This window comes from Melissospora conviva (genome assembly GCF_049523535.1).
In the GTDB taxonomy this organism is placed as follows: domain Bacteria; phylum Actinomycetota; class Actinomycetes; order Mycobacteriales; family Micromonosporaceae; genus Melissospora; species Melissospora conviva.
In genome coordinates this window covers 862,667-875,260 of record NZ_JBLLDT010000002.1, presented here as the reverse complement: position 1 = coordinate 875,260, position 12,594 = coordinate 862,667, and the positions used below count along the sequence as shown (strand labels likewise).

Annotated in this window: 13 protein-coding genes and 1 tRNA gene; 11 read left to right on the top strand and 3 right to left on the bottom strand. The window is 69.9% G+C overall.

The features are described from left to right. Window positions 1-44: 44 nt before the first annotated feature. The gene (gene aceE / locus ACK8GG_RS09015) at window positions 45-2,789 is read right to left on the bottom strand and encodes a pyruvate dehydrogenase (acetyl-transferring), homodimeric type (RefSeq protein WP_440350561.1); all 2,745 of its coding nucleotides are present in this window, start codon (window positions 2,787-2,789) and stop codon (window positions 45-47) included. Window positions 2,790-2,954: 165 nt separating this feature from the next. On the opposite strand from aceE, the gene ACK8GG_RS09010 reads away from it, so the two are divergent. From ACK8GG_RS09010 to ACK8GG_RS08965, 10 genes are all read left to right on the top strand, one after another. Next, window positions 2,955-3,317, top strand: coding sequence for a hypothetical protein (locus ACK8GG_RS09010; RefSeq protein ID WP_440356036.1), 363 nt, complete (start codon window positions 2,955-2,957; stop codon window positions 3,315-3,317). 23 nt (window positions 3,318-3,340) lie between these two features. Next, the gene (locus ACK8GG_RS09005) at window positions 3,341-3,745 is read left to right on the top strand and encodes a YjbQ family protein (RefSeq protein WP_440356035.1); all 405 of its coding nucleotides are present in this window, start codon (window positions 3,341-3,343) and stop codon (window positions 3,743-3,745) included. A 133-nt stretch (window positions 3,746-3,878) separates the two neighbouring features. Further along, complete coding sequence (locus ACK8GG_RS09000; RefSeq protein WP_440356034.1) at window positions 3,879-6,440, top strand: transketolase C-terminal domain-containing protein; 2,562 nt, start codon at window positions 3,879-3,881, stop codon at window positions 6,438-6,440. A 113-nt stretch (window positions 6,441-6,553) separates the two neighbouring features. Then, entirely contained in the window at window positions 6,554-6,988 is a 435-nt protein-coding gene (locus tag ACK8GG_RS08995) for a DUF3052 domain-containing protein (RefSeq protein WP_440350557.1), read from the top strand. An 81-nt stretch (window positions 6,989-7,069) separates the two neighbouring features. Further along, a complete protein-coding gene (locus tag ACK8GG_RS08990) occupies window positions 7,070-7,534 on the top strand; it encodes a peroxiredoxin (RefSeq protein WP_440354880.1) in 465 nt (154 codons plus the stop codon). An 80-nt stretch (window positions 7,535-7,614) separates the two neighbouring features. Further along, a tRNA-Val gene (locus tag ACK8GG_RS08985) sits at window positions 7,615-7,689 on the top strand. Between the two features lie 236 nt (window positions 7,690-7,925). Continuing rightward, the gene (locus ACK8GG_RS08980; protein ID WP_440356033.1) at window positions 7,926-8,096 is read left to right on the top strand and encodes a S26 family signal peptidase; all 171 of its coding nucleotides are present in this window, start codon (window positions 7,926-7,928) and stop codon (window positions 8,094-8,096) included. A 164-nt stretch (window positions 8,097-8,260) separates the two neighbouring features. After that, window positions 8,261-8,689 (top strand): hypothetical protein, encoded by a 429-nt coding sequence (locus tag ACK8GG_RS08975; protein ID WP_440356032.1) that lies wholly within the window; start codon window positions 8,261-8,263, stop codon window positions 8,687-8,689. Then, window positions 8,683-8,916 carry a helix-turn-helix transcriptional regulator gene (locus ACK8GG_RS08970; RefSeq protein ID WP_204944729.1) on the top strand — a complete coding sequence of 78 codons (234 nt, stop codon included), beginning with the start codon at window positions 8,683-8,685 and terminating at the stop codon, window positions 8,914-8,916. The genes ACK8GG_RS08975 and ACK8GG_RS08970 overlap by 7 nt, the downstream gene beginning before the upstream one ends. Beyond that, complete coding sequence (locus tag ACK8GG_RS08965) at window positions 8,913-9,893, top strand: NAD(P)-dependent alcohol dehydrogenase (RefSeq protein ID WP_440356031.1); 981 nt, start codon at window positions 8,913-8,915, stop codon at window positions 9,891-9,893. Before ACK8GG_RS08970 ends, ACK8GG_RS08965 begins: the two co-directional genes overlap by 4 nt. A gap of 683 nt (window positions 9,894-10,576) precedes the next feature. Here ACK8GG_RS08965 and ACK8GG_RS08960 read toward each other — a convergent pair. Beyond that, window positions 10,577-11,137, bottom strand: a complete 561-nt coding sequence (locus ACK8GG_RS08960) for an SMI1/KNR4 family protein (RefSeq protein WP_440356030.1) — start codon at window positions 11,135-11,137, stop codon at window positions 10,577-10,579. Between the two features lie 99 nt (window positions 11,138-11,236). Here ACK8GG_RS08960 and ACK8GG_RS08955 point away from each other — a divergent pair, with 99 nt between their 5' ends. Beyond that, complete coding sequence (locus ACK8GG_RS08955; RefSeq protein WP_440356029.1) at window positions 11,237-12,013, top strand: class I SAM-dependent DNA methyltransferase; 777 nt, start codon at window positions 11,237-11,239, stop codon at window positions 12,011-12,013. Here the strand turns inward: ACK8GG_RS08955 and ACK8GG_RS08950 are convergent. After that, entirely contained in the window at window positions 11,987-12,505 is a 519-nt protein-coding gene (locus tag ACK8GG_RS08950; RefSeq protein WP_440356028.1) for a VOC family protein, read from the bottom strand. The two genes, ACK8GG_RS08955 and ACK8GG_RS08950, sit on opposite strands and share 27 nt — an antisense overlap. Window positions 12,506-12,594 lie beyond the last annotated feature (89 nt).

Here is a 12,594-nt window from a genome sequence, read left to right as displayed (position 1 = left end):
GCGCGAATCCATCGCGCCGGGCCCGGTACCGCAGTCGGGGCGGATCAGGTGTCCCCGCCGGTCTCACCGACCGGCGCGGCGCGCACGTCGTCGATGGCGTACTTCTTGGCGGCCTGCGCGGGCACGTCGCGCGGCACGTCGCCACGGAGCGCGAGCTGGCGCAGCGTCGCCACCGTGATCGACTCGGCGTCCACGTGGAAGTGGCGCCGCAGCGCGTGCCGGGTGTCGGAGAGCCCGAAACCGTCGGTGCCGAGCGATGTGTAGTCGCCCGGTACCCAGCGCGCCACGAGGTCCGGCACGGCCCGCATCCAGTCGCTGACAGCGATCTTCGGACCCTGGGCGTCGGCGAGCTGCTGCTGCACGAAGGGCACCTTCGCCTCGCTGCTGGGGTGCAGCAGGTTGTGCTCCTCGCACTGCATCGCGTCGCGGCGCAGCTCCGTCCAGGAGGTCACCGACCAGACGTCGGCGGCCACCCCCCACTCCTCGGCCAGCAGCCGCTGCGCCTTGAGCGCCCACTGCATGCCGGTGCCCGAGGCGAGCAGGTTCGCCCGCGGGGCCTTGCCGTCGACCGAGGGCGCCGGGGCGTACCGGTAGATGCCCTTGAGCAGCCCCTGAACGTCGAGCCCGTCCGGCTGCACCGGCTGGTGCACCGGCTCGTTGTAGACGGTGAGGTAGTAGAAGATGTTCTCCTGCTTCTCGCCGTACATGCGGTGCAGGCCGTTCTCCATGATGTGCGCGATCTCGAACGCGAACGCCGGGTCGTAGGTGACCACCGCCGGGTTCGTCGCCGCCAGCAGGAGCGAGTGCCCGTCCTCGTGCTGGAGCCCTTCGCCGTTGAGCGTCGTGCGCCCCGCGGTCGCGCCGAGCAGGAACCCGCGCGTCATCTGGTCGGCCGCGGCCCAGAGCGCGTCGCCGGTGCGCTGGAACCCGAACATCGAGTAGAAGATGTACATCGGGATCATCGGTTCGGCGTGCGTGGCGTACGCGGTGCCGGCGGCGATGAACGACGCCACCGATCCGGCCTCGTTGATGCCCTCGTGCAGCAGCTGCCCCTTGGTGGACTCCTTGTAGGACAGGAAGAGCTCCCGGTCCACCGCGGTGTAGCGCTGCCCGTGCGGCGAGTAGATCTTGGACGTCGGGAAGAGCGAGTCCAGACCGAAGGTCCGCGCCTCGTCCGGGATGATCGGCACCCAGCGCTTGCCGGTCTCCTTGTCCTTCATCAGGTCCTTGAGCAGGCGGACGAAGGCCATCGTGGTGGCGACCTTCTGCTTGCCCGAGCCCTTCTTCAGGTCCCCGAACTTCTCCGACGGCGGGATCGCCAGCGGAATGGTGGTGGTCCGCCGCGACGGCAGGTAACCGCCGAGCTGCTCCCGCCGCTCCCGCAGGTACTTGATCTCGTCGGACTTCTCGCCCGGGTGGTAGTACGGCGGCAGGTAGGGGTTCTCCTCCAGCGCCGAGTCCGGGATGTCGAGGTAGAGGCGGTCGCGGAAGGTCTTGAGGTCCTCCAGCGTCAGCTTCTTCATCTGGTGGGTGGCGTTACGCCCCTCGAAGTGCGAGCCCAGCGTCCAGCCCTTGATGGTCTTGGCCAGGATCACCGTCGGCTGCCCGGTGTGGTTGATCGCGGCCTGGTAGGCGCCGTAGAGCTTGCGGTAGTCGTGGCCGCCGCGCTTGAGGTTCCAGATCTCGTCGTCGCTCATCGGCTCGACGAGCCGGCGGGTACGCGGGTCGCGGCCGAAGAAGTGCTCGCGGACGAACGACCCGGACTCGGCCTTGTACGTCTGGAAGTCACCGTCGGGGGTGGTGTTCATCAGGTTCACCAGCGCACCGTCGGCGTCGGCGGCCAGCAGCGGGTCCCACTCGCGGCCCCAGACAACCTTGATGACGTTCCAGCCGGCGCCCCGGAAGAATGCCTCCAGCTCCTGGATCACCTTGCCGTTGCCGCGGACCGGGCCGTCGAGGCGCTGCAGGTTGCAGTTGACCACGAAGGTCAGGTTGTCCAGCTCCTCGCGGGCGGCAACGCCGATCGCGCCGAGCGACTCCGGCTCGTCCATCTCGCCGTCACCCAGGAACGCCCAGACGTGCTGCTGGGAGGTGTCCTTGATGCCGCGGTGCTGCAGGTAGCGGTTGAACCGCGCCTGGTAGATGGCGTTCATCGGGCCGAGCCCCATGGAGACGGTGGGGAACTCCCAGAAGTCCGGCATCAACCGCGGGTGCGGGTACGACGGCAGTCCGCCACCCGGGTGCGACAGCTCCTGCCGGAACCCGTCGAGCTGATCGGTGCTCAGCCGCCCCTCGAGGTACGCGCGGGCGTAGATGCCGGGCGAGCCGTGGCCCTGGAAGAAGATCTGGTCTCCGCCACCGGGGTGGTTCTTTCCCCGGAAGAAGTGGTTGAACCCCACCTCGTAGAGCGAGGCGGAGCTGGCGTAGGTGGAGATGTGCCCGCCCACGCCGATCTCCGGACGCTGCGCGCGGTGCACCAGCATCGCGGCGTTCCAGCGGACGTATGCCCGGATCCGGCGCTCGACGTGCTCGTCGCCGGGGAACCAGGGTTCCCGCTCGGGCGGGATCGTGTTGATGTAGTCGGTGGTGGTCAGGGGTGGCACCCCGACCTGGCGTTCGCGTGCGCGTTCCAGCAGGCGCAGCATGACGTACCGGGCGCGTTTGGCACCCCGCTCGTCGACAACGCCATCAAGCGACTCGACCCACTCGCTGGTCTCTTCCGGGTCGATGTCCGGGAGCTGGCTCGGCAGCCCGTCGCTGATCACCGGGCGCTTGCGTTCCGTAGCCACAGGCGGTCCCTCGGTAGTGTGTGGAATTGGTCTCTCCCGCCATCCTGCCCTCTTCCGTGGGCCGTCGTCACCTCTAGTGGAAGGAAGGGGGATGATCAACACACGTACTGACCAGTAACTTTTTCGGTTTTCCGGGATCTTGACGAGGATTCCTATCCTGACCCGATGACGTCTCGCCATCGGGTCCACCTCTGGTCACTGGTAGTGACGGGAACCCTCTCGATGCTCCTGCTCGCATGGCTCGGCCACCCGGGCCTGGCGCTCCTCACCGGCCTGGCCGCCGTCTCGCTGGCCTTCTTCGCGTGGCGGGTCGGCGCGTCCGCGGCCCCAGTGGACCAGCCTGCCCCAGCAGCCCGCCTCGTCCCGGCAGCCCGGCAGGCCCCACGCGCCCGGAAAGGTGCCCGCCGGCGCCGTGGTGACTCCGGATCCGGATCGGACTCCGGTGGCGGCGGCTTCTGGGGCGGCTGGGGCGACTCCGACGGCGGTGGTGGCAGTGACGGCGGCGGAGGAGGTGGGGGCGGCGACTGACGCGCTGCGGCAGACTGTCTGGCATGCGCAGTGAGGTCATCACCGTCCGGACCGGCTCCCGCCCCGTCGTCCGCGACATCACCCGCGAGGCCGAGCACTTCATCTCCGGCGAGAACGACGGACTGCTGCACGTCTTCGTCCCGCACGCCACCGCCGGACTGGCCATCATCGAGACCGGCGCGGGCAGCGACGACGACCTGCTGACCGCACTGGACGCGCTGCTGCCCACCGACGAGCGCTGGCAGCACCGCCACGGCTCACCGGGACACGGCCGCGACCACGTCCTGCCGGCCTTCGTGCCCCCGTACGCGACGCTGCCGGTCATCGGCGGCCGGCTGATGCTCGGCGTCTGGCAGTCCCTCTGCCTGGTCGACCCCAACGGCGACAACCCCGACCGGCAGGTCCGCTTCTCCTTCCTGCCCGCCTGACACCCTCCCGCCGGTCGGCTCCCTCGGCTCCCTCCGGCGGAACACCGCCGGCACCGGGGCTCGGCAAGGCCGGGAGCGTTGCGAAACGTGTCCGAGTGGTCGCGATGGCCGGTTGTCGGTAATGCTGGCTGTCGTGACCACGCCGCAGGATCTCGACGCGCATTTCCGGCAGGCCGTCGCCGAACTGGCCGGCGCCGACCCCTCGCCGGCCCCTGCCGACGTGCCGCGGGCTGCGCCCGACCAGCGCGACGCGGAGACCCAGGGCGACGCGGAGACCCCCGACGGTGCTGAGGTCCGGGAGAGTGCCGCGGTCGAGGGTGGCGCCGAATCCGAGGAGAGCGCCGGCAGTGCCGCCAGTGCCGCCAGTGCCACTGACGTCGGCGAGGCGTCCACCGGGGACCCCGGAACGCAGGTCGCCGACGACGGCGCGTACGGCGCGCTCCGGCCGCTGCGCGACCCCGCCGGGCCGGTGCGGGACGGCACCGCCCTCACCGGCGCGCTGGCGCGGGAACTCGTCGACGCCCAGATCGTCAGCCGCCACCTCGACCTCGCCGCGCGCTGGCTGCACAGCTTCGGCGAGGGTTACGACACGGTCGGCTCCGCCGGGCACGAAGGCAACGCGGCGGTGGCGGCGGCGCTGCGCCCCACCGACCCGGTGCTGCTGCACCACCGTTCCCAGGCCTTCTACTGCCGCCGGGCCATGGAGGTCGCCGCCGTCGCGCCGGAGGCGGGCACCCCCGACGACCCGGCCCTGCCCGCGCTGCACGCCGCCCGCGACCTGCTGCGGACGGTCGTCGGCTCCGCCCAGGCCCTGCCCGCCGGGGCCCGGCAGAAGGTCTTCACCGACCCGGCGCTGGCCGTGCTCCCCACCGGGACCTCCCTCGCCGGGCACCTGCCCCGGGCCGTCGGGGTCGCCTTCGCCGTGGAACGGCTGCGCCGCCAGAGCGCCGCCGCCCGGCGCGGGGCGGCCGCGCCCGTCTCGCCCTGGCCGGCCGACGCGATCGTCGCCTGCTCATTCGGCGACACCGGCCTGAACCACGCCGCCACGACCGCCGCGCTCAACACCGCCGGCTGGTGCGACCAGAACGGCGTACGGCTGCCGTTGCTCCTGGTCTGTGAGGACAACGGGCTCGGGCCGGGCCTGCGCTCGCCGCAGGGCTGGGCGGCGGCGGTGCTGCGCTCCCGGCCGGGCCTGCGCTACTTCGACGCCGACGGCACCGACCTCGCCGCCACCTACGACGCCGCGACCGAGGCCGCCGGGTGGGTGCGCCGTGAGCGCCACCCCGCCGTGCTGCACCTGCGCACCGTACGGCTGATGGGGCACGACGGCGCCGACAACGAGGCCGGCTACCGGCTCGCCGACGAGATCCGGGCCGACCGGGAACGCGACCCGCTCCTGGCCGCCTTCCGGCTCCTCGTCGAGGCGGGGCTGGCCACCGCCGAGGAGCTTGCCGACCGGTACGACGCGCTGGGCTGGCGGTTCCGGGAAATCGCCGAGGAGGTCATCGGCGAGCCGAAGCCGATCGAGATCGCCGAGATCGTCGGCCCGCAGGCGCCCCGGCGCCCGGTGCGGGTCTCCCGTGCGGTCACCGAGGCCGCCACCCGGGCCGCGGGGCCCGGAGCGGCAGCCCGGCTGAGCGCCTTCGACGGCGAACTGCCGGAGAAGCGCGGGACGTTGACCCTGGCGCAGAGCATCAACGCCACGCTCGCCGACGCCCTGCTCGACCACCCCGCCATGACGGTCTTCGGCGCGGACGTCGCCGCCACGGGCGGGGCGCACGGGGTCACCCGCGGCCTGCGGGACCGGTTCGGTGGGGGCAGGGTCTTCGACACGGTGGGCGACCAGACGTCGCTGCTGGGCCTGGCGCTCGGCGCTGGGGCGGCCGGGTTGCTCCCGGTGCCGGAGATCGGCAATCTGGCGCAACTCGGCGCGGGGGTGGAGCTGCTGCGCGACGCGGTCACCACCCGGCAGCTCTCCGCCGGCGGGGTACGCAGCCCGCTGGTGCTGCGGATGCCGGGGCTGGCCCACCCCGACTCGGCCGACGGCACGCCCGTGGAGAACTCGGTGGCGGCACTGCGTGACATTCCCGGCCTGGTGATCGCGGTGCCGGCGCGGGCCGAGGACGCCACCGGGATGCTGCGGTCATGCCTGGCGGCGGCCGCCGTCGACGGCAGCGTCTGCGTCTTCCTGGAGCCGGTGGCGGCCTACGGCACCCGGGACCTGCACGCCGACGGCGACGACAGCTGGTGCGCCCGGTATCCGGCGCCGGGGGAGTGGGGCACGGCACACGTGCCGATCGGGCGGGCCCGCAGCTACGGTTTCGGCTCGGCCGAGGACCTGACCATCGTGACGTTCGGCAACGGTGTGCGGATGTCGCTGCGGGTGGCGCAGCAGCTGGCCGGCGAGGGCGTCGGCACCCGGGTGGTGGACCTGCGCTGGCTGGCGCCGCTGCCGGTGGCGGATCTGATCCGCGAAGCGGCGGTGACCGGACGGGTGCTCGTCGTCGACGAGACCCGCCGCTCCGGCGGGGTCGGCGAGGGGGTACTCGCCGCCCTGGTAGACGCCGGATATGTGGGGGCTGCGCGTAGAGTAGCCGCAGTTGATGGTTTTGTGCCGTTAGGTCCGGCTGCCCGCGCAATGCTGATCTCCGAGGAGACCATTACCCAGGGTGCCCGTACTCTGCTGGCACGGTAAATTCCGTTTCACGCGGTGTGCCACTTGCGTGTAGCGGCACAACTGTGTGGACTTCTGCCAGACGGTGTCCGCCGGACATCGGATGCAGGGATGAGACGAGGAGGCACGCGACAGTGAGCGCGACCGCTGGCCAGGCCGACGGCGTACGGAGTCTGGCGGATCGGTTCGGGATCGAGCCGGGCATGGTCGTCATGGAGATGGGGTACGACGATGACGTCGACCAGGACCTCCGTGACTCCCTGGCCGACCGCTGTGGAGAACTGGTCGACGAAGACACCGACGAGGTGGTCGACGCGGTGTTGCTCTGGTATCGGGAGGACGACGGAGACCTCTTCGAAATCCTGGTCGACGCCCTGAGCCCACTTGCCGACAACGGCATGGTGTGGCTGCTGAGCCCGAAGTCGGGCCGCGACGGCCACGTCGAGCCGAGCGAGGTCAGCGAAGCCGCCACCAGCGCCGGCCTGCAGCAGACCTCCACCATCAACGCCGGCAAGGACTGGAACGGCGCGCGGCTGGTCATGCGCCGCGGGGCCAAGACCAAGAAGTAGACACCCGCGCCCCTGCCGCCCGACTGGTCGGCGGTGGCTGATCAAATGGTCTTCAGTCACCGCGACCATCAAGGAGTTCGTATGCCGATCGACGTTGGTGCCGAAGCCCCGGACTTCGTGCTCAAGGACCAGAACAACCAGGAGGTCCGCCTGGCGGACTTCCGCGGCAGCAAGACCGTGCTGCTGGTGTTCTACCCGTTCGCCTTCACCGGCATCTGCCAGGGTGAGCTGTGCGAGGTGCGGGACAACCTCAACGAGTACGTCAACGACGACGTCCAGGTGCTCACCGTCAGCGTCGACTCCGTCTTCGCCCACAAGATCTGGGCCGAGCAGGAGGGCTTCACCTTCCCGCTGCTGGCCGACTTCTGGCCGCACGGCGCCGTCGCCCAGGCGTACGGCGTCTTCAACGAGGACAAGGGCATGGCCAACCGCGGCACCTTCGTCATCGACAAGGCCGGCGTCGTCCGCTTCGCCGAGATGAACATGCCGGGCGAGGCCCGCAGCCAGGAAGGGTGGCGCAAGGCGCTGGCCGACGCCGCCGCCTGATCCATCCCCTGGTACGTCCTTCGGGCGGACCGCGGCGGCAAGGTAAGCTTGCCGCCGCCGGTCCGCCACAGGCGGCATCCGGGCGCGTAGCTCAGTGGGAGAGCACTCGCCTTACAAGCGAGGGGTCGCAGGTTCGAAACCTGCCGCGCCCACCACCCTTCAGCAGCGAAAGACCGCCCCAGGCAGATGCACTTTCCGGGGCGGCGCCAGCAATAGCGGTCACTGGAGCCGTCCGTCGAGTTTCCCAAGTGCCTGCCGCATGACATCAAGGTTGGCGTCGCTACTCAAACGCGTCGTCGCGGTGGGCGGCGACCATCGCCTGCTGCGGTACCTCGGGCAAGGTGACGGTCGACGGTAAGCCCCTGGCCGAGCCGCATGCGGCGCAGGACGCGTGGCTCGACGAGCCACCGAACCCGAACTACTGCGGGCCGCGCCGTTCGCCGCGGTTACCGTGCCGGCCGACTCCGTATTCGTGATGGGCGATAGCCGCGCCCGGTCGAACGACTCCCGGGGTGCCGGGCCGGTGCCGGTGTCGTCGGTCTTCGCCGCAATGGTCGACTGACCAGGGCGCACCTGACACTTGCCACGGACGCACCGAGGTGGCCGACGCCAAGCGCTCGGACGGCCGGCAGGTCACTCCCAGACTCGATGTAAAGAATTATGGACACCACGTCAAACATTCGTTACGTTCATGGTGTCAAAAATCTTGTACACCGAGGAGCGGGCATGGCGCACAGAGAGAAGCGCGCGTGGATCATGTTGGTCGTCGCCGTGGTGGCGTACGCCGTCTACGTGGCCACTGTGGTGGGCCGCGCGGGTGGGCGGCCGTTGACGGAGGTTCCCTACGCGGCGGCGTTGCTGTGGACCGTCGGCGCGTCGATCGTTGCGAACATCGTGGCCGAGACCGCGGTCGGTGTCGTGAGCCCCAAAGCGTCGCGCGCCGCGGACGTGCGTGACCGGCAGATTGGCCAACTCGGCGACCACGTCGGTCAGTCGTTCCTGGTCATCGGGGCGGTCACGGCGATGCTCATGGCGATTGCCGGGTGGGACCGGTTCTGGATCGCCAACGTGATCTACCTGGGCTTCACGCTCTCGGCGGTCCTGGGCTCGGTCGCGAAGATTGCCATGTACCGCGGGAGGCTCCCGCAATGGTGAAGCCGACCCGCGTGACGAACTGCATCCGCGCACTGCGCTTCGCGCACGGCGAGATGACCCAGGCCGAACTGGCCGAACGCGTCGGCGTGACCCGGCAGACCGTCATCGCCATCGAGCAGGGCCGGTACTCGCCCTCCCTCGAGGTGGCCTTCCTCATCGCCAACGTCTTCGGCGTACGGCTCGACGAGGTATTCCAGTACCCCAACTCTGGCGAGGAGACATCATGAAGGCGATCGTTCAGGACGTGTACGGCCCGGCGGACGTGTTGGAACTGCGTGACATCGACCGGCCCTCGGTCGGTGACGACGAGGTGCTCGTACGGGTGCGTGCCGCAGGCGTGGACCCGGGCGTCTGGCACGTCATGACCGGCCGGCCGTACCTGTTGCGAGCCGTCGGGTTCGGACTGCGCAGGCCCAAGGTGCCGGTACGCGGCCGGGACCTGGCCGGGGTTGTGGAGGCCGTCGGTGCGCGGGTTACCCGGCTGCGGCCGGGGGATGAGGTGTACGGGACCTGCGAGAGCGGGTCCTTCGCCGAGTACGCGACCGCCCGGCAGGATCGGCTGGCGATCAAGCCGGCGAACCTCTCCTTCGAGCAGGCCGCAGTCACGCCCATCTCCGGGATGACCGCGCTGCAGGGCCTGCGCGACTGCGCTGGCCTGCGGCCAGGGCAACGAGTCATGGTCATCGGCGCGGCGGGCGGCGTGGGCAGCTTTGCCGTGCAGATCGCCAAGGCGTTCGGCGCTACGGTCACCGGCGTGTGCAGCACCGCGAAGGTCGACCTCGTCGGTTCCCTCGGCGCCGCCGACGTCATCGACTACACCCACAGCCGGATCGACGTCAACGGGACACGGTACGACGTCATCATCGACACGGCGGGCAACCGTCCGGTATCCCTGCTGCGGCGCGCCCTGACGCCACGCGGAACCCTGGTCCTGGTCGGCGGCGAGAATGGTGGCGGCCGGCTACTGGGCGGCTACGACCGACAGATGCTGCGCGCACCGCTCATGTCCATCTTCACCAGTCAGCGCCTGCGCAACCTGATGGCCAAGGAGCACGCCGCCGACCTCGAGGAACTAGGACAGCTCATCGACTCCGGCGCCGTCACCCCCGTCATCGACCGCGCCTACCCCCTCGCCGACGCCGCCGACGCGATCCGCCACCTCGCTCAAGGCCACGCCGCCGGAAAGACCGTCGTCACCGTATAGGTACTCGATCCCGTACCTCGGCACCCGGTCGACAACCCGCCCACAGCGACGCGATATCCGCGGGGACACTGCGACACCCGACCACACATCCAACGACACCCGCACCACCGACGTCCCAACGTCCGCTCATCGGCAGAGGCGGATGACTGGCACACAAGCGTTGCGGACCGTGGGGCGCCACCCGTCCCGTATGCCGGGCTGCACGGTGATGGCCTGGGGGCTGCCATCGGCGGCGACGGTGCTCGTGAGAGGACAGGTCAGCACGCCGTCCTGGTTGCCTGGGTCAAGGCGTCGACGAGTACCGCGATGCGTCGGGCGCAGTCGTGCGAAAGGCCGTCGCCGGCTGGCCTGGCTGCCATCCCTCATCCAGGGCCTTGCGGATCACTGCCGCGACCTGTGATGGAAGAACAGGGATGGCCGGACCACCGAACCAATTGCTTGGGTGGTCCTGGGGCATGCTGACCAGCAACACGCCGGCCTTGCAGCCGGCTTGCTCAACGGCGACGGCGAGTGGTGATTCACCGAGTGCCTGGGCGTAGGTGGGTCGTCCGCGCACTCGCCACCTGTAGTTTGAAGCGGTCGGCCTGGGACGGCACCGCGACACGGCCGACTGGCTTGCCTGAGTGGAGCGCCTCCGCCTCCAGGATTCGTCCTGCCAAGGGAGCAGACGCCGAGCCAAACGGTCACAGCGCTGCGCGGTGTCTGGCCTCCGGCCAGGGCGGCATCTCGTCGGTGTCCTCGCCTGCCTCCGCCTTCACCCACCAGCCCGTGTCGTTGACGTAGTGCTCGAACCAGTCTTCGAGGCTGGGTGAGTCGATCCACCAGGCCGCATCTGGATCTCCCGGGTTGGGATCGAAGAGGAGAACCCTTCCCTGCTCGCTGCGGCAGTCGACGCAGGCGTACATGCCGCAACCCCAGTTCAGGATCGGCAGTACGCCCTCCGGCCAGGCCCATTCGGTGCCGGCCTGGGTGGTGCGTGCCTCGAGATAGGAGTCGATCGCCTGCTCGGAGGTCGGTCCGTTGACAAGGCTGAACAACTGGTAGTCGGGGCCGAAGCCGCCGTTCGCGAAGTCCCGGTAGACCGCGGCGAGCAGGGCGTGCAGCCTGAATCCCAGCCGCTCTTCCGCGGTGTCGATCGCGGCTTGGGGGAGCGGGGCGGGCAGGCCGCCGTCGAGAGGGATGTCCGGCTCGTCCTGGCCAGCTCGTCGAGCGATACGGGCGAGGAGGCCGCTGTAGTCGGTCACGGAAAGCATGATGCCCCGCGCGGAAACGAGCCTGCCGGTCCGGGGCGCTCCTTGATAATCGCTGGCGTCGATGCCGGGGTGCGGGGCAGGCTCGGGTCCATGACGAGCAGTGATCTGTGGGACGAGGAGACAGCGCAGCGGTACGACGAGTCGTCGGCGGAGATGTTCGCGCCGGAGGTACTCGACCCGGCCGTGGATTTCCTGGCCCGGCTGGCGGACGGTGGCCCGGCGTTGGAGTTCGCGATCGGTACGGGCCGGGTGGCGGTCCCGCTCGCGGCCCGGGGTGTGCCGGTGACGGGGATCGAGCTGTCGGCGCCGATGGCCGCCCAGTTGCGCCGCAAGGTCCCGGCGGAGCAGATGCCGGTGGTGATCGGCGACATGGCCACGACCCGGGTCGACGGCGAGTTCTCGCTGGTCTACCTCGTCTGGAACACCATCGGCAACCTGCGTACGCAGGACGAACAGGTGGAGTGTTTCCGCAACGCTGCCCGGCACCTCGCGCCGGGTGGTCGTTTCGTCATCGACGTGCTGGTGCCGCCCATCCGGCGCTTCCCGCCGGGGCAGGTGGCCGTGCCGTTCGACATCTCCGACCGGCACGTCGGCTTCGACACCCTGGACATGGTCACGCAGCAGGCCACGTCACATCACTACAGCCGTCTGGAGGACGGAAGCGTCCGGTACGGCCAGAGCAACTTCCGCTACGTCTGGCCCGCCGAGTGCGACCTGATGGCCCGGCTGGCCGGACTGACCCTGGAGCGGCGGGTGGCGGACTGGACCGGCGCCCCGTTCACCTCGGAGAGCGAACGTCACGTGTCGGTCTGGCGCAAAGACCCCGACGCCCTCGAGGACTCAATCGGCAGGGGTATGCGGCACTGACGGGGTGAGCTGTGCATCCTCGGCCAGGCGGCGGTGGAGTTCCGCCTCGGAGATGTCCTCAAGGTGGGTGAGGAAGACCCACACATGTCCATGTGGGTCGGAGAGGATCGCGGTGCGATCGCCGTGGAACGTGTCGGCCGGCGCCTTGATGATCGTTGCGCCTGCCGACTCGGCCCGTTCGGCGAGAGCGTCGACGTCGGGTACGAAGACGTGCAGCGTGGTGGTGGTGCCACCGAGCGCGTGGGGCTCAAGCCAGCCACTGCCATCGGTCTCCGACACGCTGGTGTCTCCCAGCATCAGTGTCGAAGGACCGATCGCGATCTCGGCGTGCAGGACACCGCCTGTGGGTGCGTCGAGGCGGAACAGCACCCGGGCGCCGAACGCTCGTACGTAGAAATCGATGGCCTTGGCGCCGTTGTCGACGGCTATGTGCGGGATGACCGCGTAGCGGTACCGGTCGGGAATCGATGTGCCATTGACAAGTGAAGTCATGGCTCTCCTCGTGTTTTGCCGCGCTGCCCGCATCTCGGGCCATGCCGGCACGGTAGGACTTCAAGTTGAGTTGAAGTCAAGAACGGCAA

Excerpts from the sequence above, each read along its gene's own strand:
- ACK8GG_RS09010 (WP_440356036.1), top strand. The coding sequence starts at position 2,955 with ATGACGTCTCGCCATCGGGTCCACCTCTGGTCACTGGTAGTGACGGGA.
- ACK8GG_RS08975 (WP_440356032.1), top strand. The coding sequence starts at position 8,261 with ATGGCGCACAGAGAGAAGCGCGCGTGGATCATGTTGGTCGTCGCCGTG.
- ACK8GG_RS08965 (WP_440356031.1), top strand. The coding sequence starts at position 8,913 with ATGAAGGCGATCGTTCAGGACGTGTACGGCCCGGCGGACGTGTTGGAA.
- ACK8GG_RS09005 (WP_440356035.1), top strand. The coding sequence starts at position 3,341 with ATGCGCAGTGAGGTCATCACCGTCCGGACCGGCTCCCGCCCCGTCGTC.
- ACK8GG_RS08950 (WP_440356028.1), bottom strand. The coding sequence starts at position 12,505 with ATGACTTCACTTGTCAATGGCACATCGATTCCCGACCGGTACCGCTAC.
- ACK8GG_RS08955 (WP_440356029.1), top strand. The coding sequence starts at position 11,237 with ATGACGAGCAGTGATCTGTGGGACGAGGAGACAGCGCAGCGGTACGAC.
- ACK8GG_RS08970 (WP_204944729.1), top strand. The coding sequence starts at position 8,683 with ATGGTGAAGCCGACCCGCGTGACGAACTGCATCCGCGCACTGCGCTTC.
- ACK8GG_RS08990 (WP_440354880.1), top strand. The coding sequence starts at position 7,070 with ATGCCGATCGACGTTGGTGCCGAAGCCCCGGACTTCGTGCTCAAGGAC.